Origin of the sequence: uncultured Serinicoccus sp., assembly GCF_947487915.1 — a bacterium.
Taxonomy (GTDB): Bacteria; Actinomycetota; Actinomycetes; order Actinomycetales; family Dermatophilaceae; genus Ornithinicoccus.
Genome location: NZ_CANKYH010000008.1, coordinates 202,627 through 226,685 on the forward strand (window position 1 = coordinate 202,627; position 24,059 = coordinate 226,685).

A 24,059-nucleotide genomic window follows, 5' to 3' on the forward strand; every position below is an offset into this window, starting at 1 on the left:
TCAGCTCCCAAACACGTCGATCTGCATCCCGGCGGGCAGGTACGGCGCGACGAGGCGTCGGGCCGCGTCGAGACGCACCGGGCGCCGGAGGTGGTGGTGGACACCCATCTCTGCCCCGAACTCGCCCCCGGTGCGCAGCACCTCGGCCGCGCCGGGGGCGAGGCTGGCGAACCAGGGGGAGCCGGGCCCGAGCGAGACGTAGCTCGGGGCCGGGGCCGCGGTGGTGTCCTGCGGCGGCACGCAGCGGTAGCGCCGTGGGGTCCGGCTGCCCGGCGCCAGATAGCTGTACCTCGCGCACCCGACCTGCCGGTCGACGATGCTGACCACGCCGTCGCACAGGCTCGACGTCACCGTCAGCGTCCGGCCGCCCACGTCACCGAGGACGGTGGAGCCGGCGATGTCGAGGTGGGCGACCGGGGCAACGACGGCGTCCCCGCCGCCGCTGAGCGCAGGGTGGACGACGCTGTCGGAGAGTCGCAGCTCGGGCACCGTGTCCACGAGCACCACCGCCCCCACCACGCTGCGGCGGATCGTGACGACGCACGACCGGTTGGGCCCGGCGGCGGTGCCCTCGACGCGCACCTGGCCGGCGATGGTGCACTGGCTGACCGTGAGCGACCCCAGGTCACCGGCGCGCACCACGACGTCGCCGTCGACGACCAGCCCGTCGAGCAGCACGCTCGACCCCGCTGAACCGCCTACGCTCAGGCCGCCGGTGATCGTCGGGCGCACGCCCTGCGTCGCGTAGACCCCCGGCACCGGCGGCAGGATGTCGCCGAGGACGGTCTGCCGACCGGGCCAGTGCGCGGCCACCAGCACCGCACGCGACTCGGCCGGGACGGTCAGGGCGACCAAATCGACGTACCGCGCGCTGTCACCGATGGAGATGACGTGGGTGCCGCCTCGACCCGCCGGGTCCGACCAGGCACCCGTCACCGCCGTCACCGCGTCGGCCAGGGTCGGGCTGGTGCCCACCGTGGTCGACCCGGCCAGCACCGGTTGCTGCCCGGTGACCGTGTCGCCGCCGGTGTCGGTGTCACCGACAAAGGGGTCGGCCGTCAGCGCCGCGTCGTGCTCCAGCGTTCGGTCGTAGGGGCCGGCCCCGACGTCGGCGACGCTGCCGCTACCCCAGTCGACGATCACCTCTCCAGGGGTGTCGCCCACCCCGTCCTGCGCGGTGTGCAGCACCCCCCGCACCGCGTCCACCATCACCTGCCAGCCCGGGAGCGGGCCGCCGGCCCCGTCCTCGGCCAGGTCCTCCAGCCCGCACACCCGGATGCGCTCGGCGTCGAGGTCCACCCCGTCGACCCGCACGGCCAGCGGTACCGGCTCGCCCGGCGCCGACGACCGGGCAGCCTGGAGTGCGGCCAGCAACCGCCGGGGCCGCACCGGCACCGCGAGGTCGGCCTCACCTGCCAGGTGCTCGATCCCCTCCTCGGTGGCAGGCCTGGCGAACAACGGACCCTCCCAGCCGAGCGGGTGCGCGAACCAGGTGCCCCCGACCGGGTGGGCGGGCAGACCCGTGCCCTCCCAGACCCGCAACGGGGTCACCACCACCCCGATGTGAGGTATGCCGTGTCGCCCGTGCCCGCCCCACGGCCCCGGCTCGATGGAGCGCACCTCGGCGGTGTGCGCGTGAGAGCTCAGCCAGCCCCCCGCCAGCGGCAGCGACTCCGTCTCGGCGTCGGCCGCGTGTCGCACTGATCCCCAGGCGGGCCGGTCCAGCCGCGGGTAGCGCGCGTGCGCCGTGGTGCCGAGCAGCCGGTGGAACTCGACCGCCCGGGCCGGCCACCCGGTGACGTCGCGGACGATCTGCTCCAGCACGGCGACGGTGCCTTTGCGTTGCCGGTAGGCCACCGTGTTGGCGACGATGGTGCGGCGGCTGACACCGGCACCGCTGACGGCACCGAGGTCGTCGGGCAGCCCGGCCAGGCCGACGAGGTCCGCCAGGTAGGGCACGACCCAGTCCGGGCAGGTCTCCACGAACCAGGAGTCGTAGAGCGTCTCCAGGTCACGCTCGACGACACCGAGCTCACCGGCGACAGCGTCGAGCAGGGCGCGGAGCAGGCCGCCGGACTCCTCGTCGCGGACCAGCACGTGGCCGGGGAGCCGTGCCGCCAGGTAGTCCGCCCGGTCCGCCCGGCGCTCGGCGAAGGCCGTCATCGGTCCACCTCCACGGTCAGCAGGTCCTCGCGCAGGGCCAGGGCCTGAGCCGGCACGAGCTCGCCCGCGACATCGGTGCCGCTGCCGCTGCTGCCCGACCCGCCGCCGACCCATCGGGCCGGCTCGGCGACCAGCAGGTCGGGGTCGGCCCCAGCCCGGCCGGGCATGCTCAAGCTCGGCATCGTCACGGTCCTCACCCCCGCGGTCGCGGCGACCACCACGAGCACGGCCGACGCCGCCAGCGGCTGCGCCAGGTCGAGGCCGCCGAAGGCCTCCAGCAGGGCCGCGCGCACCGCGGCCAGCACCGTGTCCTCCTCGTGCCGGGGGTCGACCTCGATCCTCAGCGCAGCCCCGATGTCGATGACGTCCCCGGGGAGCACCACGCGGACCGCCCGCTCCTCACGGGCCCCGTCGATCGTGTCCCGCAGGTCGCCGATGAGCGACGTGGACGCCGGGGTGAGCGTGGCGTCCAGCACGGTGAGGACCACCGCCTCGACCTGCCCGGTCCACACCAGGTCGGCGCGGGCGCGGCCCACGCCGGAGTAGCCGCGGGCGAAGTCGGCGTAGTCCTCGACGCTGACGACCCTGTCCAGCGTCCGGATGCGTTGCGGGGCGTTGGTGCGGGCCTCCTCCAGTCCCTCCGGCGGGGCCCAGTCCCGGCTGGGCAGGAGGTTGGCCATCGCTCTGACGCCGCGCGGCTTGCGCATCGGCAGGCTCACCTGCCCGGCCTCTGCGGCCCCGCTCTCGCCGATGCCGACCCGGTAGGTCGCGGTGACGTTCTCCACGCCGGTGGGGAGCCGGGCACCGTGGGTGCCGTTGCCGAAGGTCACCGACGTCGTGCCGTCCTCGGCCTGACGGATGGTGTGCGCCTGGTCCGAGCGCCCGGCCACGAGGAGCGACTCCACCGGTGACCAGGCGACTCCCTCGACCCACACGGTCAGCTCCGGGCTGGCGCCGGTCGGGTCGGTGGTGCTGCGGACGTGGGTCAGCGGTGCGCGGCGCAGCGCCACCGCCGGGAACTCGATGCGGCCGTCCCCGCTGCCCAGTGCCTGTTCCACGGTCTCGCCGTGGGTCGCGAGCACGACGTTGCCGCGGACGGTCACCGACCCGGGGTGGTAGCGGTGGGCCAGCGGCGGGTCGACCGTGAGCTCGAGGGTGCCCGGCGCGCTGGTGCCGGCCATGCCGGTGGTCGTGGCGCTGACGGCGGTCACGGTGGTGGCCTCGACCTGGCGGGTGCCGTCCTGCGTGATGCCCTCGACGAGGACCAGCCGGTCGGCCTCGAGAGCCGGGTCCCCGGACACGACGGCCAGGGTCGTTCCGGGCGTGCCGTCCTCGGCCGCTCCGACCAGGCCCAGATCCGGGCGCAGCTGCGCGGCCAACGGACGGCTCACGCCGAGCACGATGGCCTGGTGGCGGTCGAAGCCGTCCAGGTGGTGGGACACGTCGACGCCGACGCGGGTCACCTTCCCGGCGATGCCGAACTTCGCCGCGCCGGAGGGTGTCACCGAGGTGATCTGGTAGCACTCGGTGCGTCCCGGCTGGTCGAGCACCAGCCACCCGTCGACGGCCAGCTCGGGCACGTCACCGTCGATCTCCAGCAGCCGCTGTGCGGCGTCGATGTCCCAGTCGTCCCACTGCCCGGCATGCTCGTCGTCCAGCAGCTCGGGAGCGGGGGAGGTCCAGCCGAACAGGTTCAACCGGCGGGTCAGGTGGTGGACCACGAGCTCGTCCTCGGCGACGAGCGGTCGCGCGCTGGTGAACCCCACGCCCCGGTCGAGCCGCAGGCGGGTCCAGCCGACGGCGTAGGCCGGGTCCGTCGTCACCTCGACCACGCGGCGGACGTCCCACTTCTCGTGGTCGGCGGAGTGATCCTCGGTGGAGGTCACCCCGCGCCGTTCGGAGCCGACCACCAGGACGTGGTCGTCCACCCGCACGCCGGTGGCCGTGCCCGCCAGCCAGAGCGTGTCCGTGCCGTACGGGATGTCCTGCGGCACCGACACCGCCCCGGAGAGGGTGTTCCAGGCGCCACGGGCCTCCAGCGGCTCGGAGGTCTCGAAGATCTGGGGCAGCTCGCCGGGCGCGGGGATGGTCTGCACCGGGGTGCTCACCGGGACCTGGACCGTCGCGGGTGCACCCGCCGCCGTCTCGACCTCCACGGCCAGCTCGACCTCGGCGCTGACGCCGGGCCGTGGCTCGTACCCGAGGGTGCGGGCCAGCTGACGCACCGAGCCACGCTCGGTCGCGGTCCGCAGGAATCCCTCCTGGGCGATGCGCTCGGTGTAGAAGGACACGATGTCGGTGACCACGCCCCAGGAGTCCAGCAGCGCGATGGCCGGATCGGTGGTCGCGTCGTGCGCGATCGACCGGACCGGCAGGGGTTGCGCCGGATCCGCGAGGTAGGCGCGCATCCGCGCCAGGGCCTGACCGTGGGGGGCGGCCCGCCACCGCAGCGTGCGCTGCCCGGCCGGGTTCGTGAGGGCGGGTGGCCCGCCGTCCGGGGTGGCCGCGTCGTCCACGCTCATGTCCCGCCTCGCACCGTCAGCTCGAGCCGCCCGTGCTCCGGGTTGCTGGGGTCGCTGTCGCAGCGCAGCACCTCTCGCGAGCCGGCCTCGATGACTCCCGCGGCCAGGGTCTGCGCAGCGGCCGAGGGAGTCGCGGTGGCCCTCGAGAAGGCGGTGACCTCGACCCAGGCGATCCCCGGCACGCCCATGGCCGCCGCCACCACGCCGGAGAGCCTCACCTGCTGGCCGAAGGTGAACCGGTCGACGTGGAAGAAGCCGGGGGTGCCGTCCTCGTGCAGGCCGCTGGTGAAGACACGGCGCAGCGCGACCTCGGTCGGCGCGTGGGGCGTGTCCCGGTGGAGGCAGGCGGTGAGTGCGATGCTCAGGGCGACCATGAGCGGTCGCTCCAGCGTCACGTCGATCCCCGCCATCCGCCGGACCTCCAGCGCGGCTGCGACCTCCTGCGCGACGGTGGGGCCGTCGCCGTACGCGGCGACCCGGTCCAGGGTGACGGCCTGGGTGTACCAGGAGCCGCTCCATCGCCGCCGCGCCACGGCCCGCTGCACCCCCGGGTGCTGCTCGGCGACGACGGCGTAGTCGGGCGAGGTCACCGCCCGCAGCTGGGTCCGGAAAGCGGCAGGGGCGAGCTGCACCACGTCCTCCATCGGTTCGGGGTCGGTGCCCCCTGTCGCGGGAAGCGGGTTCCACACCTGCACCGACAGCCCCCCGAAGGGGTCCGTGCCGTCCGGAGCGGCGAGGTGTCGGACCAGTCGGTCCGCGGCCAGGTTTCCTCGTCGCCCGCCGCCGCGCCGGTAGGACGCCGCGAAGGTCGTCCCCCGGGTCGGTTGCCGCCCGGTCACGCCGTCGCCGAAGCGCACCCGGGCGACCCCGCCCGGCTCCGGCTCGACCACGAGGTGGGTGTCCAGGCGGCCACTGGCCAACAGGTCCTGCCGCGGTGTCCAGGTGTGCTCCCCGTCGTCCAGCTCCAGCCACGGCAGGGCGGCGCGCGGGTCGGGCTGCAGCAGCTCGGCGGCAGGGGCGTCGGCGGGATAGGTCCGGTCGATGCTGGCGATGGTGGGATGGCTGACCCGTGGCCGGTAGGCACCCATGCCCACGGTCGGCGGGATCAGCGGCCGGCGCGCGACGGTCGCACCGTCGTCGGCGGGCACGATGTTGCCCAACGCCACGGCGACCGGCTGGGCGGCGCCCGGCAGCGTCACCTGGAGCGGGCCGGCGAGCGCGTCCGCCACGGACCAGCGCAGCTCCCACACCCACAGCCCCGGCTCGAGCACGTCGTCGTGTCGATGAGGGTCGCTGGTCAGCCGGACGGGGTGACGCCGGTTCGGGTCGCCCTGGGAGACGTCACCACCGACCGGCCGCTCGGCGAGCACCAGCAGGTCGCCGGCGACCAGACCGGGGTCCGTGCCGACGGCGGTCACGACGTACGCGGCGGTCGTCCCGGGCTCCAGGCGATGGTCCGGGTCGCCCCAGGCGTGCAGCGGCATGGCGTTGCGGGAGGGCCGCAGGGTCGCGGCGGCGGCCGTCTCGAAGACGGTGCCACCGACCTCCGCCGCGTCGGCGGCGTCGGTGACGTCGGCGGCCGGCGGCAGGTCGGTCACCGCGACTCCTGCAGGGACCGTGAGGGCATGGGGAACGCTGAACGACAGCAGCGTCCGGGCCGAGCAGCCCTCGTGCATCTGGTAGGCCAGCAGCCGCGCGTGGCGGCGCACGGAGGTGCGGCGGCGGGCCGTCGAGAGGTATGCCTCGGCGGCGACGGCATCCTGCCAGCTCGCCAACCGGTCGCCCACGGAGGCGAAGAGCTCGACCATCATCACACCGGGGTCGGCGGGGGAGCGGTCGGTCCACTCGGGGAGCACGGTCGACAGCCGGTCCAGGAGCCGCATCCGGAGCGCCTCGTAGTCGCGGGCGAGGTAGTCCCCGGGCAGCAGGTCGTCCACCACCGGGACCATGGCGGCTGGCAGGGCGCAGTCGTCGTCAGCGGGACAGTCGACGGTGAAGCGCACCGGAGAGACCGACAGCGGCACGTCGATGCCCGGCGGGGCGCTCCCGCTGCCGGGGCCCAGCAGCCGCACCTGGTAGGTCGAGAAGTCACCGCTGGAGGAGGTGCGCAGCACGAAGGCGGCACCGCGTCGTTCCTCGGGCACGGTCGCGGCGACCAGGTCGCGATCGGCGGCGGTGACCTCGGGCAGCGCCACGGGCGGCTGACCGGAGGCGCCGGCGATGCTCAGCGCACCGTGCGCCCAGAGGACCTCGACCGGATTGAGGGCCGGGTCCTCCCGGACGCCACCGAGCACCCGGACCTCGCCGGCCCCCCAGCCCACCGGCACCGGGCCGTTCACCAGGTGCACCACCAGGGTCCGCTGCGCGGGCGCGCCGGCGACGTGTCCGGGCCGGCCGACATGGTTGGAGAGCACCTCCACCCGGTCGATGCCGTCGATGTCACTGCGGCCGCGGATGAGCGAACGACGGGCCTCCCGGTCCACGTCGGCGAGCAGCGGCAGGTCGGCCGTCATCCGCCCACACCTCCGCTGACCTCCAGCGAGCGCGGCTGGTCGGTGGTCCGGTGCAGTGGCCGGTAGACCACGGTCACGTCCAGCCGGCCCTCGGTCGCGCTGACGCTCACCCGCTCGACCGCGATGAGGTCGCCCAACCACTGCTGCAGCGCCCCGTGCACCAGGGCCTGCGTCGAGTCCGCGAGGGAGTCACCGGAGGGCGCGAAGACCAACCCGGCCACTCCGCTGCCGAACGTCGGGCGGTTGACGCGCTCGCCGGGCTGGGTGAAGAGAACCTGCTCGACGAGCCCGCGGAGGTACTGCTCGTCGTCCGCTCGCTCGGTCCGGCCCCGCCCGTCCAGCCGGAGCGGGAAGGCCAGGTGTCGCGGGGCGTAGGCCCGCTGCGGGGAGGTCGTCATGTCGCCCGCACCCGGGTCTGGGTGGCGCTCGCCAGGAGCGGCACACCGGTCGGGGCGCAGGTGCCGGGCGCCGCCAGGATCGCCAACGGCATCCCCATGCTGGTGACGCGCGTGGTACCGGTGGTCCACATGCCGGTGACGCAGGGGCCACCGCTCGCGGGCGGGTAGGGGCACCCGGCGACGGCATACGTCGTGACCTGCTGGACGCTGGCCGTGCCGCCGAGCTTCACCCGTGGATTGACGGTGGTCGGGGTGGCCCGGCCCTGGTGGGCGCAGGCGACAGCGGCGGTCTGCGTGAGCAGGAAGCCAGGCATCACATGACCTCCAGGGCACCGTTGTTGACGGAGACGGAGACCGGCCCGACGGTGATCTGCTGGGTGCCCAGGCTGATGGTCAGCCCGGCCGGGCCGGCCTCGATGGTGGCGGCGCCGAGCGGGGTGCTCGCGGTGATCGTCAGCATCCCGATGAGGTCGTTGATCTCGACGGTGGCGGTGTCGGTCTTCAGCACCTTCATCTGCTCGACCGGTGGGACCGCAGGTGCCTGCCCGACCCCCCAGAAGCAGCCACCCAGGATCGGCTTGTCCGGGTCGCCGCCCTCGAACTCGATCCACACGTGGGTGCCCTGGGGAGGCACCAGGAACATCCCCACCCCGTCCCCGGCGTACGGAACGCAGGGCATGGCCCAGCTCATCGTGCCGTCGCCCAGCACGGCGGGGCACTTCACCTGCACCCGGCCCTGGCCGAGCGGATCGAGCGTGTTCTCGACGGTGCCGCGGTACTTCCCGAAGAACGCCGGCCCACTCATGAGACCCTCACCACCGGGACGGTCGAGCCGTAGCCCTCGCGGGTCAACGTGAAGTCGGCGGTGTAGCCGCCCGGATGCAGCTGGTGCACCACCTGCTGGACGTACCACAGACCGTCGTGCGACCAACCCGCACCGCGCATCCCGACGAGGCCACGCGGCCGCAGGACCGCGCCGTAGACACCACCGTCCAGCCGTCCGGTCGCGGTCACGCAGTTCATCGCCGCGTCGGTCCGGGCCTGGGCATGGGCGAGGGCGGTCACCGCGCTGACACCGGTGTCGCGGTAGGCGCGGGTGCGGACGGACGGAGCGTGCACGGCCCAGACGGGCATCGCGGCCAGCGGCGGTCGAGTGGCTCCGAAGGTGCGCACCGGGATGACGACTCCGGTGCGCGGGTCCTGCACCTGGCCGTCGAGAACCTCCGGGCCGAGCACGTCCTCCCGGAAGGTCGGGGCGCCGAGGACGGTGGTGTCCGGCCCGAGGTCGACGGACAGTGCCTTCTGCGGTGCCCCGGCGCGCACCGGCGGCCCCCAGTAGAGCGTGCTGACCCCCGGCACCGGGCCAGGGTCGACGTAGCAGACGAAGCCGTTGACGTCGGCGAGCTGCTGGAGGTGGGACCAGTCGGTGCCCTGCTGGGTGGGGGTGCGCTCGATCGGCAGCGGTGGCTCGCTCACCGGGGGCGGGAGCGCGGACGGGATGAGTCCGGTGGCGGCATACCGCGCGGCGATGGTCAGTACCTGGAGGTGGTCGGTGAGCCCCACGTGCTCGGCCGACACCTCGTGCCGGTCGAGCAGCAGCGACAGGTCCTGCCCGGTGATGCGCACACCGGCCTGTGTCTGTGCGCTGCCGGGGACGTACTCGGTCTCGGTGACGATCCCGTCCATGAGGACGTGCGGGATCACCCCCAGGGTCAGCACGAGCACGACGCGGTGGTTGGCGCGCAGTGCCGTCATCCCGAGCACCGGGGTGTCCAGCGCCGCCATCGGGCCGCTGCGTCCGGCGTCCAGGCTGATGGTGAAGGCGGAACGCCCCTCGTCGGACTCGGTCACCGTCACCTCGCGCACCCGGGCGGTGAGGTCGGGGGTGAGCGGCATCGGGATGGTGGGCCCGGCGAGGATGGTGAGGCGGGTGCCGAGGGCGGTCATACCCCACCCACCCCCGGCCTGGGGACGCGCAGGTCGGTGCCGACCGCCTCGTCGCCCACCAGGTCGTCCGGGTCGAGGGCGGCGTTGGCGTCGGTCAGTCGCCAGCTCCCGAGCGGATCTCCGGTGTACGCGTGGCTGACCAGGTCCAGCCGGTCCCGGGGAGCGACGGTGTGGGTGGCCAGGGTGCTCAGGTCCCGCGGGTCCGGCAGCGGGCGGCGTCGGTAGTACCGCACCCGCCTGCGGGTGCCGTCGACGGCGGTGACCTCGAGCTCGGCCTGGGGGACGTCCTCGTAGCGTCCCATCTCAGCCACCGATCGACACGGAGGCGGCGGCACCGGCGGAGGCGACGGCGGCGACCGAGGCGAGGCTCTCCTTGACCACCTGGTGGGCGATCGAGAGCGCGAAGCCCGCGTCCGTGGGCGACAGGTCGCTCGCGGTCAGCACCGAGAGGTCGACGTCGACACTGGCCCGCAGCGGGGACAGCGCGGGGGAGTATGCCTGCTCCCGGATCGTGAGGCTGGTGACGGTGACCGGCACGATCCGGGTCGGGCCCAGGACGAGCACGGTGAGCGGACCGTCGGGCGGGAGGATCTCGATGGTCCCCGCGGCCAGCAACGCGGTGTTGGCGATGGTGGTCGCGGTCGGCGGGTGGAGCAGCATCTCCAGGCTGGCCAGGCGCCCGGCCACGCCTGCCGTGGCGGCGATCGGGTCGCCCACCTCGAGGCCGTCGGTCGCGTCCAGGTCGAGGGTCAGCGAGATGGACTCGGAGGGGCTGCCCCACAGCCGTTGTGCGTTGGAGGCTCCCGACCCGCCGTGGGGAGCGGCGCGCGGGGTGATGGTGCGGGTGACCTCGTCGGGGTTGTACTGGAAGAGCACGATCCGGGCGAGCGGGTTCGTCGGCTCGACGCCGATGATCGCGCCCGGCACGGTGCGTGCCGAGCCGGGGAAGGTGCCCATGGGGCTCACCCTGTGGCGCCGGCGTCACTGCCGTGTCACAGAGGCGTCACGCGACGCGTCCGCCCGCTCACCACGACACCACCGGCCGACGTATCCAGCCGGCCCGTGGTGTCTCTGAACGGACGCCACCACCCGAAAGGGTGATCTCGCCCGCCCTGTTCAGGACGCCACACCTGTGGCACGGTAGTCGCCCATCAGGACGGCACAGGGCCTGACGGAAGGACCCTCGGTGACGACACGGACTCCCCCGACGTGGCGATCGACCACCGATGACATCGCGATCCACATCGGTGTGCTCGGATCCTTCTCGCTGCGGGTGCAGGGCCAGGACGTCTCGCTCCCGGCCGGCGCTCAGCGGCTGGTGGCGATGCTCGTGGTGCGCGGCCGGATCGGGCGCTCGCGGCTGGCGGGCATGCTGTGGCCCCAGGCGACCGAGCACCGCGCGCTCGCGAGCCTGCGGACCGGGATCTGGCGCACCAACCAGGCGGCCTGCGGCCTCGTGCTGAGCGATCACGGGACGGTCCGTCTCGGTCTCGAGCCACACGTCGACCTGCAGCGTCTGGTCGAGCGCTCGCGCCTCGTGCTGGACGGTCAGGACCCGCCCGACGACGACGGCTGGGAGCAGGGCACCCTCGCCGGTGAGCTGCTGGAGGACTGGGACGACGAGTGGCTGGAGCCGGAGCGGGAGCGGCTGCGGCAGTTGCGCCTGCACGTCATGGATGCCGAGGCTCGCAGACTGACCAGGCTCGGCCGCTACGGACTGGCCCTCGATCTCGCCCTCACCGCGCTCCAGGCCGATCGGCTCCGCGAGTCCGCACACCGGCTGGTCGTCGAGATCCATCTGGCCGAGGGCAACGTCTCAGAGGCGAGACGTTCCTACGAGGCGTGCCGTGACCTCCTGGAGGCAGAGCTCGGTATCCGACCGTCGCAGGGTCTGGCCGACCTCGTCGAACGGGCCGTGCCGCCGGAGCCCGCCGGCATCGACCGGGAGCTGGCCGGCATCGGGTGACGCGACCCCCGCCGCGCGGGCGCCCCGTGCTGGTGGACGTCGTGCCCCGGTGCGGTCAGTCCAGCGTGGCGAGCACGCTCACCCTCGTCTCGGCGGCTCCGGTGTTCTCGATCGTCACGGTTCGCGGACCGCCGGCGACCAGGGCCTCCAGGACACCTGCGTTGGCCACGACCAGGACGCCGTCGACGGTGAGGTCGTCGCCGTCGGTCCCGCCGTTGCTGGGCGTGACGGTGACGGTCACGAGGTCGCCGCCGCTCGTGGCCCTGATCGCCAGCAGCGTCATCGCGCCTCCGTCGGGCAGCAGTGCCACCTCCTGGGACTCCGACCCCGATCCTGCTGCGCCCAGGGTGAGGTCGGCCACGACGTAGGAGTCAGCCTCCAGGTCGGTCCCGAGCGGGAGCATCGGGCCGTCGGCCACGCTCACCGTCGCTGTCAGGGACAGAGTCACCATGGCCGTCTCCTTCGCCCGTGCCCGGCGGTTCCGGACTTCTCGTGAGCTCGCCAGCGACGATCCGGGACGGGCGTCACGGGTCCATCACCGGTGCGTCACGCCACCGCCGGGACCGTGGTGCGGCGCCGGACGGGGCACGGTGACACGGCAGTGACGTCCCGGTGACGGGCCAGGTCCATCGTCCGACAGGACTGCGCCCGGCGAAGGAGTCCCGTCATGACCATCACCCCGACGTACCCCGGTGTCTACATCACCGAGGTCCCCGGCGGCGGCCGCACCGTCAGCGGCGTCGCGACATCGATCACCGCATTCGTCGGGTCGGCCGCCCGCGGACCCGTCGACACCCCGCTCGCGCTGAGCAGCGTCGGGGACTTCGAGCGCCACTTCGGAGGGCTCTGGCGCCAGAGCGGCCTGGGGTATGCCGTCCGTGACTTCTTCCTCGGCGGCGGTGGTCAGGCTGTGGTGGTCCGGATCGCGCACCCGGACGCGGACACCGCACGACTGGCCGTCGGCGGGATCACGCTGGAGGCCACCGGCCCGGGAGCCTGGGGCAACGATCTGGCGGTGGCGGTGGAGCATCCGACCACTGCGGACGCGGACGACATCGCTGCTGGTCAGGGCGGTGGGGTGACCGGCGGTGACCTCTTCACCCTGTCGGTGACCGATGGCGGCGCGACCGAGACGTATCGCAGCGTCACCGTCGTGGACGGCCCGCGACGACTCGACCGGGTGCTGGAGTCCTCGCTGCTGGTCTCGGTCGTCGGTGCCCTCCCGGCGGCTCGACCCGGGCCCGGCACGACCACCGTGGCCCTGGCTGACGAAGGCTCCGACGGGGGTGCGCTCGACGCCGACGACTACATCGGGGCCGGGTTCGCCGACGCCAAGCGCGGCCTCTTCGCGCTGGACCACACGGACCTGGTCAACCTCATCGTGATCCCGCCGCCGACGCCCACCGGGGACCTGCCGGCCAGCGTCTGGCCCGAGGCCATGGCCTACGCGGTCCGGCGTCGGGCCTTCCTCGTGGTCGACCCGCCGGGCACGCTCACCACCGGCGCGGCGCCAGGCTGGGCGAGCAGCGTGGGTCTGACCGGGCTCGCTGCCCGCAACGCGGGGGTCTACTTCCCCCGGGTGCGACGCCCGGACCCGTTGCGCGGCGGCAGCATCGACACCTTCGCCCCCAGCGGTGGGGTGGCGGGGCTGATGGCCCGCACGGACGCCAGCCGCGGCGTCTGGAAGGCCCCGGCCGGGCTGGAGGCCGGCCTCACCGGGGTCGTCGACCTCGCGGCGGATCTCACCGATCACGAGAACGGACCGCTCAACCAGGCAGGCGTCAACGCGCTGCGCACCTTCCGCGGGGTCGGACCGGTCGCCTGGGGAGCTCGAACCCTCCGCGGCGCCGACGTGCTCTCCGACGAGTACAAGTACGTCCCGGTGCGGCGGCTCGCGCTCTACCTGGAGGAGAGTCTCTTCCGCGGCACCCAGTGGGTCGTCTTCGAGCCCAACGACGAGCCACTGTGGGCGCAGATCCGGCTCTCCCTGGGTGCCTTCATGCAGGACCTCTTCCGGCAGGGGGCCTTCCAGGGGAGCAGCCCGGCCGAGGCCTACAGCGTCCGCTGCGACTCCGAGACCACCACGCAGTACGACATCGACCGCGGCGTCGTGAACATCGAGGTGGGCTTCGCACCGCTCAAGCCGGCTGAGTTCGTCGTCATCTCGATCCAGCAACAGACCGCCAGCGCGGCGTCCTAGGAGGAACCATGGCTGAGTTCTCGGTCAACGCGACCCGATTCGACCCCTACAAGAACTTCAAGTTCCGGGTGAAGTGGGACGGCCGGTACGTCGCGGGGGTGAGCAAGGTGGGCGCGCTCAAGCGGACCACCGAGGTGGTCAAGCACCGTGCCGGGGGCGACCCCTCGAGCAGCCGGAAGTCGCCCGGACGCAGCGAGTTCGAGGCGATCACCCTGGAGCGCGGGGTCACCCACGACCAGGACTTCGAGCAGTGGGCCAACAAGGTGTGGAACTTCGGCTCGGGACTGGGCACGGAGACCTCGCTGGCGGACTTCCGCAAGGATCTCATCATCGAGGTCTACAACGAGGCCGGTCAGGTGGTCATCTCCTACATGGTCTTCCGGTGCTGGGTCTCGGAGTACCAGCCGCTTCCCGAGCTGGACGCCAACGGCAACGGGGTGGCGATCTCCTCCATCAAGCTCGAGAACGAGGGCTGGGAGCGGGACTACGCCGTCACCGAACCGACCGAGCCGACCTTCACCGAGCCGTGACCGGATCGGCGGACACGCTCGTCCTCTGGGAAGCTCTGGCCGGCGCTTCCCCGGTGCTGGCCGGCGCCGCCCTGCTGCATGCTGGCGGCGAGGCTCCCAGCCTCGCAGCGGCCTGCGACCTTCCGCTGGCGGCAGCCGCGGCGATGGCCCTCCGTCAGCTCCGCCAGCGGTGTGGGGACCACCTCGACACCCTCGCTGCCTGCCCGTCGTGCGGCGCTCGTCTGGAGGTTCTCCTCCCGCTGCGCCAGCTGGACGAGCACGCCAGCGCGCTACCGGCCGCCAGCACCGTGGGCGGTCGCACCGTCCGCTCACCCACCACGCGCGACGTGGCAGCAGCGCTGACCACCGATGACCCGGATGCGTCTCTGCGGGCGTCCTGCGTCCAGCTCGACGACGGGGTGACCGAGCACGAGCGGGCGGCCCTGCTGGCGGTGGCCGAAGATCTGTGCGGCGCCGCCGCGCTGTCGGTGCGCGTCGACTGCCCGGACTGCGGCGGGAGCTCCTCGGTCGACGTGGACCCCGTCGCGCTGCTCGCGGACCAGGTGGCCATGGACGCGGCGCAGCTGCTGCGGGACGTCGCCGGCCTCGCCGCCGCCTACGGGTGGCGGGAGGCGGACATCCTCCGCCTCTCTCCCGCTCGTCGCGCGGCCTATCTCTCGATGGCCCGCGGGCGCCGGCGATGAGCGACATCTTCGCCCGCCTGACGGCACGGGCGACCGACCCCGGCCCGCGGCTGACGCTGCGCCGGACCACCGCCTTCGAGTCCGCCGCCCTCGTCTCGACGCCGTGGGAGGGCAGGCGAGAGATCGGGGTGACCGAGCCGCAGGGGTCGGTGTCAGACCCTGCGGAGCGCACGGTCAGCCCGCGCGGCCCCGTGCTGGCCGCGCCGGATCAGGCCGCGGTCCGGGGGCTCGGCGAGCAGGCCGCCACGCCCGAGGACCCGGCACCGACGCCGCATCCGCCGGTGTCTCTCCCGGCGGATCCGGGGTCCTCGGTGAGCGGGGCCGACGACGTGGTCGGCGCGGTCCCGTCTGAGGTGGATGCCGTCCCCTCGACCCCGACCACACCCGCAGGGTCGCGCTCGCAGGCCGGCTCCCGAGCGCACCTGAGGGCGTCCTCCACCGATCTCGACATGGAGGTCCTCGAGCCATCCGCCCGGCCTGAGCAGCCGTCGATCCTGCCCGGGCACCCCAGGGTCAGGGCGGCCCAGGGCGACGAGCGAGACCGCTCGACCCCGCTCGACGGTCGCGCCCCGCTCGTCGCCGCACCGCCCCCGCTCGACGGCCCGGCCCCGATCGTCGCACCGACGCCCCCGCAGCCCCTGCCGGACCGGCCCCGTACCCGGCACCTGGCAGCCGAGACCCTGGTGCTGGAGCATGTCGTGCCAGTGCTGCGGGAGCGGGGGGTGCTGGACGACCGCGAGGCGCGGCAGGTGGTCGCGGTGCCCAGCGCCCCCGGCCGAACCCCGGCGCCGCGACGCGACGGCCGCCTCGCCGTCGGCGTCGACGACATCGACGTGCCGGCCCACGAGGAGGTCCATCTCCACGTCGACCGGGTGCAGGTCATCCACCCGGAGCGAGGAGGGGCACGGGCCTCCGGGGCTCTGCCCGCACCAGCGGCCGCAGCGGCGACCGGGCCGGCGACCGGGGCCGCGACCCACGACGCCTATCTCGCGCGGCAGCGGGACCGGTGGCGGCGGTGAGCAACAGCCTGGCCATCGCTGCCGTCACCACGACGCTGCGCCACGTCGTGCACGAGAGCCTGGGTGTCCCCGAGCCGGGGCCGGTCGGGGCGGCCGACGTCACGACCTACCGTCCGGCGCAGCTCAGTGATGTCGACACCATCGGCGACGGGGCCAGCGGACTCAACGTCTACCTCTACCAGGTGACCCCGAACCACGCCGGGAACCTGCAGGACCTGCCCACCCGACGTTCGGACGGCAGTCTCGCCCGGCGTCCCGTCGCGGCTCTCGACCTGCACTACCTGGTCACCGCCTACGGCGACGACGCCGTGCTCGAGCCGCAGCGTCTGCTCGCCCGGGCCAGCCTGGCGCTGGCCGCGACCCCGGTCTTCACCCGAGAGGTCATCGAGGCGGCGATGGCCAAGTACGGCATCGACGACACCGCGTTCCTCACCGCCGCCGACCTGGCTGACCAGCGCGAGCTCGTGAAGGTCTCGCTGGCTCCCCTGAGCCTGGAGGAGGTCTCGACGTTGTGGGGCAGCTTCGGCACGCCCTACCTCCTCTCCCTCGGGTATGCCGTCACGGCCGTCCTCATGGAGGCCCCGGTCGCGCCACGCCCGTCGGCGCCGGTGCGGACCCGTTCGCTCGGCGTCGCGCCGACCCGGCGCGTCGAGCTGGTCAGCGCCGAGATCGAGGGCGGTGGCCCCAGTGTCGTCGGCGCCCGGCTCCGACTGCGGGGCGCCGGCCTGCTGGGGCCCGGCACGGCCATCACCCTCGGTGAGGACCGCATCGCCCCGGACGCCACCGACTCCACCACCACCGAGCTGGTGGCGACGGTGCCGGACACCGTCCGCAGCGGCATCCACGCGCTGCGGGTCATCGAGGTCAGCCCCGCCGACGCCATGACCGGGGAGCCGGAGCGGGTAGAGCAACGCTCCAACGCGCTGGCCTGGCCGATCACACCCACGGTCGGCATCCCCACAATGGCGGGCACAGACGTCTCGGTCCCGGTCAGCCCGGCGCTGCGCCCCGGCCAACGGGCCACCCTGACCGTAGGGCGGCTGAGCGGCGGAACTCCCGGCGACCCCGACCACCTGGCCATCACCTTCCCCCCGGTCGCCGAGGGGGTCGCTCCCGTCACCGAGCTGACCGTCCCGGCGGTCCACCTGGGCCCCGGCACCTGGCTGGTCCGCGTCGAGGTCGACGGGGTCATCTCCATCCCCACCATGGTGGGAGATACCTACGACGGCCCGGCCGTGACCGTGCCATGAGCCTCACCGACGCCACGACACCCGCCTACGCGAGCGGCTCCCGGCCCCTCGGGCCCGAGGCGAGGGCCACCGCCACGGAGCTGATCCGGGCCGAGATCGAGGTGCTGCGGCGGCGGATCCTCGACGAGGACACCGACGAGGCCGAGCAGACCCTGGCGACGCTGTGCGAGGCCTATCCGGGGCCGCGCCCGCTGGACGACATCGAGACCGGTTTCGGGCTGTCCCGCTTCGAGCGGGCTGCGGTGGTTCTCGCCGCCGCCCCGGATCTGGTGGGGTCCTTCAGCGCGGACCTGTCATCGGTGCTCGGGGGCCAGCGGCCCTCCCTGTCCACCGCGCTCGCGGTCCTGCCGGACCCGCACTGGGACGCCGTGCTCCCGCAGTCGCCGCTGCGGCACTGGCGGCTCCTGGAGGGCGTCGATGCGAGCGCGCCGTTGGACAGCCCGGTCCGCCTCGCCGAGTGCGTGCTGCACTACCTCGTCGGCGTGGACGCCCCGGACGCCGACCTCACCACGCTCAGCGTCCCGGTCGAACCCGTCGTCCTGGTGCCCCCGTCCCTGCGAGAGGTCGCCCATGCCGTCATCGAGGCCTGGGACGCCGGGCGTGCCGTCGGGCTGAACGGTCCGCAGCAGGCCAACGCGCACCTCGTCGGAACGGCTGCGGCCCGGATGGCGGGACTGGCGCCACGTCGCGTCGCGGCCGTCGACCTGCCGCTCGACGGGCCGGGCTTCGCCGAGGTACGGCGCGCCATGACCCGGCAGACGGTGCTGAGCCAGTGGGCCTGGATCATCGACGCCACCGATACCGACCAGGAGCACCTCGCGACCATCGGACGAGGGCTCGCTGCCTCGGACGCACCGACGGTCGTCGTCCTCGGCTCCGGCCGTGCGCCTGCGCAGATGCCGTCGCTGACCGTTCCGAGGAGCGGCCTCGCCGAACGCAGCTGGCTCTGGCAGGCGGCGCTGCAGGCCGTGGGTGCCCGCGCCGACCGGGCCGAGATCGACGCGGTCGCCGGGTCCCACGACCTGTCCGTGGACAGCGTCATGGACGCGGCGCACGACGTGGCTCTGGGGATGACGCTGCGCAGCGCCTGCCGCCGCCGGCACCGGCACCAGGTGGGTGCCCTGGCCACGGTGCGGACGCCGCAGCAGGGGTGGGACGACCTGGTCCTGCCGGACGTCGTCCGCGACCAGATCAGCGACCTGGTGGCGTCGTTGCGCCACCGAGGCACGGTGCTGGAGGAGTGGGGCTTCGGTCGGCGCGGGCGCGGTCTGGGCACCACGGCCCTCTTCGCCGGCCCCAGCGGCACCGGCAAGTCCCTCGCTGCCGAGGTCATCGCCCACGAGGTCGGCCTGGACCTGGCGCAGGTCGACCTGAGCCAGGTCGTCGACAAGTACATCGGCGAGACGGAGAAGCACCTCGGGGCGCTCTTCGACGCCGCCGAGGACGGCGGCATGGTGCTGCTCTTCGACGAGGCCGACACCCTCTTCGGCAAGCGCTCCGAGGTCAAGGACAGCCACGACCGGTACGCCAACCTCGAGGTCGGCTATCTGCTGCAGCGGCTCGAGGCCTTCACCGGCCTGGCCATCCTCACGACGAACGCCCGCAGCCACCTGGACCGCGCCTTCACCCGACGTCTCTCGACCGTCATCACCTTTCCCTACCCCGACGCCGCAGCCCGGCGACGGTTGTGGGAGGTGAGCCTGCCCGAGGACATGCCGCGCGGCGTCCTCGACCTGGACCGGCTCGCCGCCCTGGACCTGAGCGGCGGTGACATCGCCGCCGCGGCGTTGCGTGCTGCCTACCGTGCCGCCGACGCGGGGGAGCCGGTGCAGACGCACCACCTGCGCGAGGCGGCTCGCGTCGAGCTCGGCAAGAGCGGTCGCACCGCGCCCCGGGAGCGGCGATGAGCAGAGTCGCGGTCCCTCGCAGCAACCCCGTCGATGCGCGCGCCAGCGCCCAGGCATGGTCGGCCTTGCCACGCAGCGGCGGCCGCGCGATCTCCGACGTGGTCCCCACCGTCCGGCGCCCACCGGGCAGCGGCCCGGGCCACCGGGTGCCCGCCCCTGCCTCCGCGTCCGAGGAGCTGGCGGCCGAGCGCAGTGCTCACCACCGCGATCCTGGTGCCAGGACCGAGCGCGACGGTGTCGGGGGCGTCGGCACCACGGGGGACGTGGTCGGTCGCGACATGCTGATGGCCCAGACCCATGCCGAGCTGGAGAACGTGGCCGGCCACCTGACAGTGGCAGTGGCGACCCGCGCGGGACTGGCCATCGGGCTGGGCTCGACCAGTGAACCCGGGACGGCGGGAACGGTGGCCGGGCCAGGTATCCCGGGTGGCTTTCCCGCCCCGCAACCTCATACCCGTCCCCTGACCTGCGAAAGGGTGGTCGACATGTCCAGCACCGACCCGCTCCTGGTGCCCGCCGAACGGCTCACCCGACCGCTGCCGCCCGGGGGGGTCGCGGAGGTGCTGACCGAGGCGCGAGCCCGATGACACCCGCCCGCGCAGCCGCCGTGAGCGACCCCTCCCGTCACCGGGAGTCGCTGCACGAGACGTGGCAGCGCCTCCCCCGGGCCGGCGGTCGGCCGCTGAGCGTCCTGCTGCCCGAGACGGCCGCGCGACCCGACATCGGTGGCATCGCGGTCCACTCCGACCCCGTCGGCCAGGATGTCGCGTGGCGGATGTCAGCGCGGGCCTTCACCGTAGGGCGCCACATCTACCTCGGCGCGCACGCGCCGGCCCCGGGCACCGCGGCGGGCGTCCGGTTGCTGCGGCACGAGGCCGAGCACGCGTCGGGGGCGGCCCCGGGCAGTGGGCCGGGCAGCCACATACCGGCGCGAGCGTCGGCGCAGCGTGAGGCGCAGGCGCACGCCGCCGAGGGCGCCGGGGTCAGCCGCCTCCCCAGCACCGCAGCCGGGCCGGCCGTCCTGGGCCTGGACGACGACGACACGTGGGCGGACTCGATCATGAGCGTGCTGGAGGCCATCGGCGGCGGCCTCATGGGGGAGTTCAACGAGGACCCGTCCTTCGCCGAGATCGGGGTGGACCTGGGGGTGAGCCTGATCCCGGTCCTCGACCAGGTCTCCGATGCTCGGGACCTGTCTGCCCACCTGTGGTACCTCGGTTCACGGGACGGCGAGGTGGCACGACCGATGCGGTGGGTCGGCCTGGCCTTCACGCTGATCGGGCTGATCCCGGAGGTCGGCAGCGCGATCAAGGGCGCCAGCAAGCTGCTCATCGCGGGTGGCCGCAGCGCGCTGCGGCACGCGGACGAGCTGCTCGCCCTCGCCCGTCGCGCGCTCGGCTCCGGGTCCGCGTCGCTGGCCGGTTTCGCCCGGTACATCCGGCGGAACTGGCGCGGGTGGGTTCGCAGCGGGCAGCGTGCCTGGCGGCAGAAGGTCGATCGCGTGCTGGGTGCCATCAGCAGGGTGCCCGGCTTTCTCCTCGATCAGCTGGGGCCGCTGCCCCGTCGGCTGCAGCAGGTCGCTCGCGAGTCGCAGGCCAGGCTGGACGAGGCCTACAGGACGGTCCAGGAGATGATCGACTCCGGGCTGCGGGTGGTGGACGAGGCGCTCTCGGCACCGGGCCAGGCCCTGCAGACCGCTGGGGGACCTCCGCTGGCGATGATGTCCTCGATGCGCCCCGACCGCGCTGAATACGACCTGCTCTCCGGCGGCGGACGAAGCATCTCGGACTGGGCCGGGCACACGGCCGATGAGGCGGTCGACCTCGCTGACGAGCTGATCCAGAGCGGGCTGGCGCGCTCGGACTGGTTGGAGCGCCACCACACCGTCTTCGTCTACCTGCTGCGGGCGATCTCGAGCCGTCGCACCGGGCGACCGGCCAGCACCCTGACCCAGTCCGCGGGGCAAGGCTTCCGGCAGATCGTGGACGAGATCTTCCCGCAGACCCTCGTCGACCTGGACCGGATCGTGCACGCGCGGCTGCACCGACTGCTCAACGACGTGCTCGACGAGATGTTGGTCCCGGACCGGGTGGCCGCCCGGATGGCCAGGGTCGACGAGTTCCGCGAGTTCGGCTTCCAGATGGTGCAGCGCGAAGGTGTCCGCGGCATGCTGCGGCGGCTGGAGTTCCTCACCAAGCACGAGCTCGTGGACATCCTGGAGGAGGCCTACCTCCGGGTCCATCGAGAGAACCCCGGCATGCTGTCGGACGAGACCCTGGGGGCGCTGATGGATGCCATCGACGAGGTGCGGCGCAGCCTGTAGGGCGCTTGCTCCGGACCCGATCGACCTCATCTGCCAGAGTGAGGCGTATGACAGTCGCTCCCGACCTGCTCGACCTCGCCGCCGACCTCGTCCCCGAGGAGGGCAGGGGGCTGCTCGGCATCGTCGGGCTGCCCGGGTCGGGCAAGTCGACCTTCGCCGACGAGCTCATCGCGGCACTGGCGCAGCGGCACGGGCCGGACTGGGTCGGGCACGTGCCGATGGACGGCTTCCACCTCGCCGACGTCCAGCTGGAGCGGCTCGGGCTGGCCGACCGCAAGGGTGCCCCCGAGACCTTCGACGCGCCGGGGTACGCCGCGCTGCTGGCCCGCCTGGGAGCGGACACCACCGACCCGGTCTACGCCCCCGGCTTCGAGCGCACCCTCGAGCAGCCGATCGCCGCCGCGCTCGTGGTCCTGCCCACGGCGCGGCTCGTCGTCACCGAGGGCAACTACCTGCTCGACCCCGACGCGCGGTGGCGCGCGGCGCGGGCCCGGCTCGCCGAGGTGTGGAGCGTCGAGGTCGACGAGGAGCAACGGCATACCCAGCTGGTCGCGCGACACGTCGAGTTCGGCAAGACGCAGGAGCAGGCGGAGGCGTGGGTCGAGCGGGTGGACGAGGCCAACGCGCGCCGCATCCGCGAGCGCTCCGACGCCCCCGACCGGGTGGTCCGGTGCGCCGAGGACGGCACCTGGCACCTCGACTGAGGCCCGGCCCGCACGCAGAGCGGTCCGACCAGGCCCGTCGCGGCTCACTCCCGGACGATGGCGGCCACGACGTGGGCGATCGTGGGCTCGACGTGCTCGGGCAGGACGACGGCCCCGGGCGTGAGGAGCTGGAGGCAGATGCCGTCCAGCACGGAGAGCACGAGGCGTAGCGCGTCCCCTCGCTCCAGCAGCAGGACGCCCTCCTCGTCCAGGACCGCCAGCCAGGCATCGACGCGCTCGCGGCTGAGGGCGGCCAGGGACTCCAGGGTGCGGCTCTCGGACTCGCTGGCGTTCGGCCCCACGGCGGCGGCGTAGGACGCCAGCCACAGCGAGAGGGTGTCGGCGTCCCGGTAGTCCCGAGGGATGAACTGCACGAGGCACTCGTGCAGTCGGGCGCGCGGAGGCAGCTGACGGTCCTCGACGTGCAGATCGGACACCACGTGCTCGAGGGCCGGGCGCAGCACCTCCTCGTAGAGGTCGCGCTGGGTGGGGAAGTAGTGCCGCAGCGTGCTGGCGCCGATCCCCGCACGCCGCGCGACGGTGCGCACGCTGACCGCCTCGAGACCCCCCTCGGCGACGACCTCGCGCGCGGCCTGCACGATCTGCTCGCGACGGTCCTGGCTCATGGCTCTCCCTCGGTGGTACGCCGTACTGGCACAGCGTGCTAATCTACGTGTTAGTACAGCGTACTATCGCGACCGCATCCATCAAGGGGAGACCATGATCGAGAACCTGCAGGACTTCACCGCCGGGCTGCCCGCCCTGCTCCAGTGGCTGGGGGTGATGCTCGCCGCCGCCATCCCGTTCGTCGAGAGCTACTTCGGGTCGGTCATCGGCGTCGTCGCCGGGATGAACCCGGTCGTGGCCGTGCTGGCCGCCGTGGTCGGCAACGTGCTCTCGATGGTGCTCGTCGTGCTGTCGGCGGACCGGCTGCGCGCGCGCCGCGGGGTGCAGCCCATCGAGGAGATGTCGCCGCGCAAGCAGCGGCTGCGCCGGATGCTCGACCGCTTCGGCGTCCCGGGCGTGAGCCTGCTCGGGCAGACCGTGCTGCCGAGCCAGATCACCTCGGGAGCGCTCGTGGCCTTCGGGGCGAGCACCCGGGGGGTCATCGGGTGGCAGGTCCTGTCGATCATCCTCTGGGGCGTCGCCTTCGGGGCCCTCGCCGTGCTCGGTGTGGACCTGCTCGAGACGTCCTAGCGCGGGCCGGGGACGCACGGCGCGACGGGGTGCCGGCGCCTGTCGGGTGGCCGGCCCTGCGGCAGGATGAGGGTATGCCGGACCTCTCGACCCCGACCCGCAAGCCCGACCGCTACCTCGGCGAGCGCGCCGCCCTCGACGACCTGCTCGACGCGATGCCGGTGGGCGTGCTGTCCACCGTCGTCGACGGGGAGCCGTGGTCGGTGCCGCTGCTCGTCGCCCGGGACGGCGACCGGGTCCTGCTGCACGGCTCGACCGGCGCCGGAGCGCTGCGCCACGTCGCTGCCGGCGTCCCGGTGACCCTCACCGTCGTCGCGCTGGACGGGCTGGTCGTGGCCGAGACCGCCTTCGACTCCTCGGCGAACTACCGCAGCGCGGTGCTGCGCGGGCACCCGGTGGAGCTCGGTCCCGAGGAGTCGCGCCGGGCGCTGGAGCGGCTGACCGACCGGCTGCTGCCCGGGCGGACCTCGGAGGTCCGGGCCAGCACCGGCAAGGAGCTGCGGGCCACCGCCTGCCTGGCGCTCCCGATCGTCGAGGGCTCCTGGCTGCTCAAGGCCCGCACCGGCGGCGCCGGGCCCAGCGAGGACCCGGCCGTCTGGACGGGGGTCGTCCCGCTGGCGCTGACGGCGGGGCCCCCGGAGCCGACCCCGGGCACGACCGCCCCCGTGCCGGGCTCCGTGGTCGCGACGCGCGCGGCATACCCGCCCCCGAGGTGAGCCGGGGGCGAGCCGGACGCC

General features: G+C 73.7%; 23 protein-coding genes. 12 read left to right on the forward strand and 11 right to left on the reverse strand.

From position 1 onward, the window contains the following. Genes Q0795_RS12355 through Q0795_RS12395 form a run of 9 tightly spaced genes read right to left on the reverse strand, consistent with a single transcriptional unit; the run spans window position 1 to window position 10,500 of the window. Window positions 1-2,163 (reverse strand): phage tail protein, encoded by a 2,163-nt coding sequence (locus Q0795_RS12355; protein WP_298890037.1) that lies wholly within the window; start codon window positions 2,161-2,163, stop codon window positions 1-3. Further along, on the reverse strand, window positions 2,160-4,685 hold the full coding sequence (locus tag Q0795_RS12360; RefSeq protein ID WP_298890038.1) for a hypothetical protein: 2,526 nt from the start codon (window positions 4,683-4,685) through the stop codon (window positions 2,160-2,162). The genes Q0795_RS12355 and Q0795_RS12360 overlap by 4 nt, the downstream gene beginning before the upstream one ends. Beyond that, window positions 4,682-7,198: a putative baseplate assembly protein gene (locus tag Q0795_RS12365; RefSeq protein ID WP_298890039.1), complete on the reverse strand. Its 2,517-nt coding sequence runs from the start codon at window positions 7,196-7,198 to the stop codon at window positions 4,682-4,684. Before Q0795_RS12365 ends, Q0795_RS12360 begins: the two co-directional genes overlap by 4 nt. Beyond that, the gene (locus Q0795_RS12370) at window positions 7,195-7,596 is read right to left on the reverse strand and encodes a GPW/gp25 family protein (RefSeq protein WP_298890040.1); all 402 of its coding nucleotides are present in this window, start codon (window positions 7,594-7,596) and stop codon (window positions 7,195-7,197) included. Before Q0795_RS12370 ends, Q0795_RS12365 begins: the two co-directional genes overlap by 4 nt. Further along, window positions 7,593-7,910 carry a hypothetical protein gene (locus Q0795_RS12375; protein WP_298890041.1) on the reverse strand — a complete coding sequence of 106 codons (318 nt, stop codon included), beginning with the start codon at window positions 7,908-7,910 and terminating at the stop codon, window positions 7,593-7,595. Before Q0795_RS12375 ends, Q0795_RS12370 begins: the two co-directional genes overlap by 4 nt. Further along, window positions 7,910-8,401 (reverse strand): phage baseplate assembly protein V, encoded by a 492-nt coding sequence (locus Q0795_RS12380; RefSeq protein WP_298890043.1) that lies wholly within the window; start codon window positions 8,399-8,401, stop codon window positions 7,910-7,912. Before Q0795_RS12380 ends, Q0795_RS12375 begins: the two co-directional genes overlap by 1 nt. After that, window positions 8,398-9,543, reverse strand: coding sequence for a hypothetical protein (locus Q0795_RS12385; RefSeq protein ID WP_298890044.1), 1,146 nt, complete (start codon window positions 9,541-9,543; stop codon window positions 8,398-8,400). Before Q0795_RS12385 ends, Q0795_RS12380 begins: the two co-directional genes overlap by 4 nt. Beyond that, window positions 9,540-9,854 carry a LysM domain-containing protein gene (locus Q0795_RS12390; RefSeq protein WP_298890045.1) on the reverse strand — a complete coding sequence of 105 codons (315 nt, stop codon included), beginning with the start codon at window positions 9,852-9,854 and terminating at the stop codon, window positions 9,540-9,542. Before Q0795_RS12390 ends, Q0795_RS12385 begins: the two co-directional genes overlap by 4 nt. After that, window positions 9,847-10,500 (reverse strand): hypothetical protein, encoded by a 654-nt coding sequence (locus Q0795_RS12395; RefSeq protein ID WP_298890046.1) that lies wholly within the window; start codon window positions 10,498-10,500, stop codon window positions 9,847-9,849. Before Q0795_RS12395 ends, Q0795_RS12390 begins: the two co-directional genes overlap by 8 nt. 229 nt (window positions 10,501-10,729) lie before the next feature. Between Q0795_RS12395 and Q0795_RS12400 the strand changes: the two genes are divergently transcribed. Next, entirely contained in the window at window positions 10,730-11,509 is a 780-nt protein-coding gene (locus Q0795_RS12400; RefSeq protein ID WP_298890047.1) for a BTAD domain-containing putative transcriptional regulator, read from the forward strand. 55 nt (window positions 11,510-11,564) lie between these two features. Here the strand turns inward: Q0795_RS12400 and Q0795_RS12405 are convergent, their stop codons facing one another. Further along, complete coding sequence (locus Q0795_RS12405) at window positions 11,565-11,960, reverse strand: hypothetical protein (protein ID WP_298890048.1); 396 nt, start codon at window positions 11,958-11,960, stop codon at window positions 11,565-11,567. A gap of 216 nt (window positions 11,961-12,176) precedes the next feature. On the opposite strand from Q0795_RS12405, the gene Q0795_RS12410 reads away from it, so the two are divergent. The 9 genes from Q0795_RS12410 to Q0795_RS12450 are packed head-to-tail and all read left to right on the forward strand — an operon-like array spanning window position 12,177 to window position 22,125. After that, on the forward strand, window positions 12,177-13,709 hold the full coding sequence (locus tag Q0795_RS12410) for a phage tail sheath subtilisin-like domain-containing protein (protein WP_298890050.1): 1,533 nt from the start codon (window positions 12,177-12,179) through the stop codon (window positions 13,707-13,709). Window positions 13,710-13,717: 8 nt separating this feature from the next. Continuing rightward, on the forward strand, window positions 13,718-14,239 hold the full coding sequence (locus tag Q0795_RS12415) for a phage tail protein (protein WP_298890051.1): 522 nt from the start codon (window positions 13,718-13,720) through the stop codon (window positions 14,237-14,239). After that, window positions 14,236-14,922 carry a hypothetical protein gene (locus Q0795_RS12420; protein ID WP_298890053.1) on the forward strand — a complete coding sequence of 229 codons (687 nt, stop codon included), beginning with the start codon at window positions 14,236-14,238 and terminating at the stop codon, window positions 14,920-14,922. Before Q0795_RS12415 ends, Q0795_RS12420 begins: the two co-directional genes overlap by 4 nt. Continuing rightward, window positions 14,919-15,941, forward strand: coding sequence for a hypothetical protein (locus Q0795_RS12425; protein ID WP_298890055.1), 1,023 nt, complete (start codon window positions 14,919-14,921; stop codon window positions 15,939-15,941). Before Q0795_RS12420 ends, Q0795_RS12425 begins: the two co-directional genes overlap by 4 nt. Beyond that, a complete protein-coding gene (locus tag Q0795_RS12430; RefSeq protein ID WP_298890057.1) occupies window positions 15,938-17,191 on the forward strand; it encodes a DUF4255 domain-containing protein in 1,254 nt (417 codons plus the stop codon). The genes Q0795_RS12425 and Q0795_RS12430 overlap by 4 nt, the downstream gene beginning before the upstream one ends. After that, window positions 17,188-19,098, forward strand: a complete 1,911-nt coding sequence (locus Q0795_RS12435) for an ATP-binding protein (protein WP_298890059.1) — start codon at window positions 17,188-17,190, stop codon at window positions 19,096-19,098. The genes Q0795_RS12430 and Q0795_RS12435 overlap by 4 nt, the downstream gene beginning before the upstream one ends. After that, window positions 19,095-19,685, forward strand: coding sequence for a hypothetical protein (locus tag Q0795_RS12440; protein WP_298890061.1), 591 nt, complete (start codon window positions 19,095-19,097; stop codon window positions 19,683-19,685). The genes Q0795_RS12435 and Q0795_RS12440 overlap by 4 nt, the downstream gene beginning before the upstream one ends. Further along, window positions 19,682-21,421, forward strand: coding sequence for a DUF4157 domain-containing protein (locus tag Q0795_RS12445; RefSeq protein WP_298890063.1), 1,740 nt, complete (start codon window positions 19,682-19,684; stop codon window positions 21,419-21,421). The genes Q0795_RS12440 and Q0795_RS12445 overlap by 4 nt, the downstream gene beginning before the upstream one ends. Window positions 21,422-21,468: 47 nt before the next feature. Next, window positions 21,469-22,125, forward strand: a complete 657-nt coding sequence (locus tag Q0795_RS12450; RefSeq protein ID WP_298890065.1) for a nucleoside/nucleotide kinase family protein — start codon at window positions 21,469-21,471, stop codon at window positions 22,123-22,125. Between the two features lie 44 nt (window positions 22,126-22,169). On the opposite strand, the gene Q0795_RS12455 is transcribed toward Q0795_RS12450, so the two are convergent. Next, window positions 22,170-22,751: a TetR/AcrR family transcriptional regulator gene (locus Q0795_RS12455; RefSeq protein WP_298890067.1), complete on the reverse strand. Its 582-nt coding sequence runs from the start codon at window positions 22,749-22,751 to the stop codon at window positions 22,170-22,172. A 94-nt stretch (window positions 22,752-22,845) separates the two neighbouring features. On the opposite strand from Q0795_RS12455, the gene Q0795_RS12460 reads away from it, so the two are divergent. Both Q0795_RS12460 and Q0795_RS12465 read left to right on the forward strand, forming a co-directional pair. Beyond that, the gene (locus tag Q0795_RS12460; RefSeq protein ID WP_298890069.1) at window positions 22,846-23,322 is read left to right on the forward strand and encodes a hypothetical protein; all 477 of its coding nucleotides are present in this window, start codon (window positions 22,846-22,848) and stop codon (window positions 23,320-23,322) included. A gap of 74 nt (window positions 23,323-23,396) precedes the next feature. Beyond that, window positions 23,397-24,038, forward strand: a complete 642-nt coding sequence (locus Q0795_RS12465) for a pyridoxamine 5'-phosphate oxidase family protein (protein ID WP_298890071.1) — start codon at window positions 23,397-23,399, stop codon at window positions 24,036-24,038. Window positions 24,039-24,059: the final 21 nt, after the last annotated feature.